Consider the following 3060-nt stretch of genomic DNA (forward strand, 5'->3'; position numbering starts at 1 on the left):
TATTATAACCCTTAAAATCATATAAAATGAAGAGTAATAAAATAGAATGTTTAGATTGTGGTATAACTTGAATAAACTTTCCAGATAATAAAGAATGTTGAAATTGTTGAAGTTATAATACTATGCAATCATTAGCAGAAGAGCATAAACAACAATTAAAAGAAGATTGGGAGGATTATAATAATTTAATAATGGAATGAATCAATGCTAGATAATAAATGTAAACACGAATGGTATTGAAACTGAACAATTTCAAAAGAAAATGTATATAAAGAAACTGCTTATAAAACTTGAGCTATATCTTCTATATATTGTAGAAAATGCTGAGAGATTAAATTTAATTCTTTTACAAAATAAAAATGAATGAATATGAAAAGATATTGTAAATTTATAACAGTACAGAAATTTAGAGAATTATGTTGAACTGATAGATTTAATTTTAAATAATAAATAAAAGAAAATGAAAACATTTGAAGACTTCAAAAGAGAAGCAAGAGATTGAATGGAAATAGAATGTGAAATTAGATAAGAAAAAAGAATTGTGAGTAAAATGAAATTTTATAATTATAAAATATGAAAAATCTACTGATAAGGATTTTATGGTATGAAGTATTAATTATATGAAATTAACTGATTTTAAAAGAAACTACACTCTAATCACTAATTAAAAACAAATGCCTAAAATAAAACTATTAGATACATTCGCTTGAGTAGGTGGTTTTCACTTAGCTCTTGAACAATCAATTTGAAAAGAGAATATAGAGTGTATATGATTTAGTGAAATAGATAAATTTGCTATACAAGTATATAAAGAACATTTCCCAAATAGTAAAGATTTATGAAGTATTACAGAATTAGATATAGATAACTTAGAAGACTTTGATTTATTAACTGGTGGATTTCCTTGTCAAGATGTATCAGTTGCTTGAAAACAAAATTTAGACTGATGAAGAACAATATTAGTTGAATATCTATTACAAATATTAAAAAATAAACCAAAGCATTTTATATTTGAAAATGTTAAATGATTTATGAGTAAAAAGTTTTGGGATTTTAGACATAGTATATTTTTAATAATGAAACAGGCTGGATATGATATTAAATATGAAATATTAAATACAAGTCATTTTTGAATACCTCAATGAAGAGAAAGAGTATTTATAGTTGGTAGATATTGAGAAGATAGTTTAAAAGATTTTAGTTTTCCAAAATGAAAAGAACTTACTACTTTTTTAAAAGATATATTAGAGGAAGAAGTTGATGAGAAATATTATTTAAGTGAAAAAAGTTGGGAAAGTTTAAAAAGATATGATAGTAATTCCAGAATAGCTAAAGATATATGTTATACATTAAATACAATGCAATGATGACATAGACAACCTAAAATAATTGTAGATATTCCAGCACAATATTGAATTAGTCCAACTATTAGAAATAATCATTGAGATTGTGTTAGAATATCAGAAGGAAAAACTATAAGAAAAATTACACCAACTGAATGCGAAAGATTACAAGGTTTTCCAGATTGATGGACTTCATCTGTAAGTAATTCTCAAAGATATAAACAAATGTGAAATGCAATAAGTGTTCCTGTAGTAAAAGCAATATTTGATGAATTATTTTCTAACTAAAAACAAATGCCAATAAAATATAAAGAAACAGTGGATGAAGCTAGAAATTATCCAGCACTATCAGATATGGTAGAACAATATGATTTTCATAAACCTTTATGACATTGTTGTACTAAATTAGTGGAAGAGATAAAAGGAAAAATTGATGCTATTAAAGAAAAAGAAAATTTATATAAATAATAAAACACATTATGAAACAAATACTAACACAAGAAATTAAAGACTTTCTAATAGAACAAATTAAAATGATTGAAGAAGTAGCTTTAAAAGATGAAGATATACAAGATAGATACTTTCCTCATACTATTTATGAAATAAGTTCTATGCTAGATAAAGCAGTAGGATTAGAAATAGAATATAAAGATACTGAATTTTGAACTAAGATTAAATAATTTTTAATAAATAAACTTAACTAAACACTAACTTGATTTATTAACTAGAAAGGATATAATAAAGATATAACTAAAAGCAAAACATTAAAAGTTTGCTTTTTTTATTTATATAAGTATAATTAAGGTACAAATAATGTACTTATAATAGAATCTATACTACAAAGATATGCTCTTTACTAATAAAAAGCTATTAGCTGAAGAATTAAAAGTTGATAGAAGAACAATAAATACTATGATTAAGAAATGAGAAGTTATTGAAATATATAACAACTTATGAAAAAAACATTATATACATATATTAAATCATTTAAAAGACATATTATGATAGAGGCTAAAGATAAAATAAAAGTTGAATCAATAGAAATAGTAAATAAAAATCCTAATGATTTAATTAATTATGAAAAGAATAATAAAATACATAATACAAAACAAATAGATTTATTAGCAAATAGTATACAAGAATATTGAATGAACTCTCCAATAGTTATTGATAGTAATAATATTATCATAGCCTGACATTGAAGACTTGAAGCCTGTAAGAAGTTATGACTTGAAACAGTACCAACTATACAAAAAGATAATCTAACACCAGCACAAGTTAAAAAATATAGGTTACTAGATAATAAGATTGCAGAACTAGCAGAAGATAATATAGAGAATATTAAATTTGAGCTAGAAGAGTTAGATGATATAGAACTTAATGAATTATATGCTACTAAAATAGAGGATATAGATTTTGATGATATAAATTGAAATGAAGATAGAGAAGTAAGTGATAAAACAAAAAATGTAGAATGTCCTGAGTGTCAACATAATTTTAGTATTTAATTATAATCTATGCCTATCCCTTATATGTGAAGTAAATGAAAGAGTGCTAGACATATATTTAATGTAATTGTAGCACATACTAAAGATAGAAAAGAAAACTTACTAATAGATTTATTCACAGGTTGATTCGCAGTAAGTGAAATATTTATACAAGAATGATGGAAAACAATAAATAATGATAAGAATAAATATGTAATGGCTTTATTAGA

Annotated in this window: 2 protein-coding genes; both read left to right on the plus strand. The window is 23.4% G+C overall.

What is annotated here, in order from left to right:
* Positions 1-1822: 1822 nt before the first annotated feature.
* Positions 1823-2008, plus strand: a complete 186-nt coding sequence (locus PF569_00290) for a hypothetical protein (GenBank protein ID MDA3854665.1) — start codon at positions 1823-1825, stop codon at positions 2006-2008.
* Positions 2009-2296: 288 nt separating this feature from the next.
* The gene (locus PF569_00295; protein MDA3854666.1) at positions 2297-2491 is read left to right on the plus strand and encodes a hypothetical protein; all 195 of its coding nucleotides are present in this window, start codon (positions 2297-2299) and stop codon (positions 2489-2491) included.
* Positions 2492-3060: the final 569 nt, after the last annotated feature.

Source organism: Candidatus Woesearchaeota archaeon, assembly GCA_027858315.1.
Classification (GTDB): Archaea; Nanobdellota; Nanobdellia; order Woesearchaeales; family UBA583; genus UBA583.

Coding starts and splice junctions, on each gene's coding strand:
- PF569_00290 (MDA3854665.1), top strand. CDS start 1,823: ATGAAACAAATACTAACACAAGAAATTAAAGACTTTCTAATAGAACAA.
- PF569_00295 (MDA3854666.1), top strand. CDS start 2,297: ATGAAAAAAACATTATATACATATATTAAATCATTTAAAAGACATATT.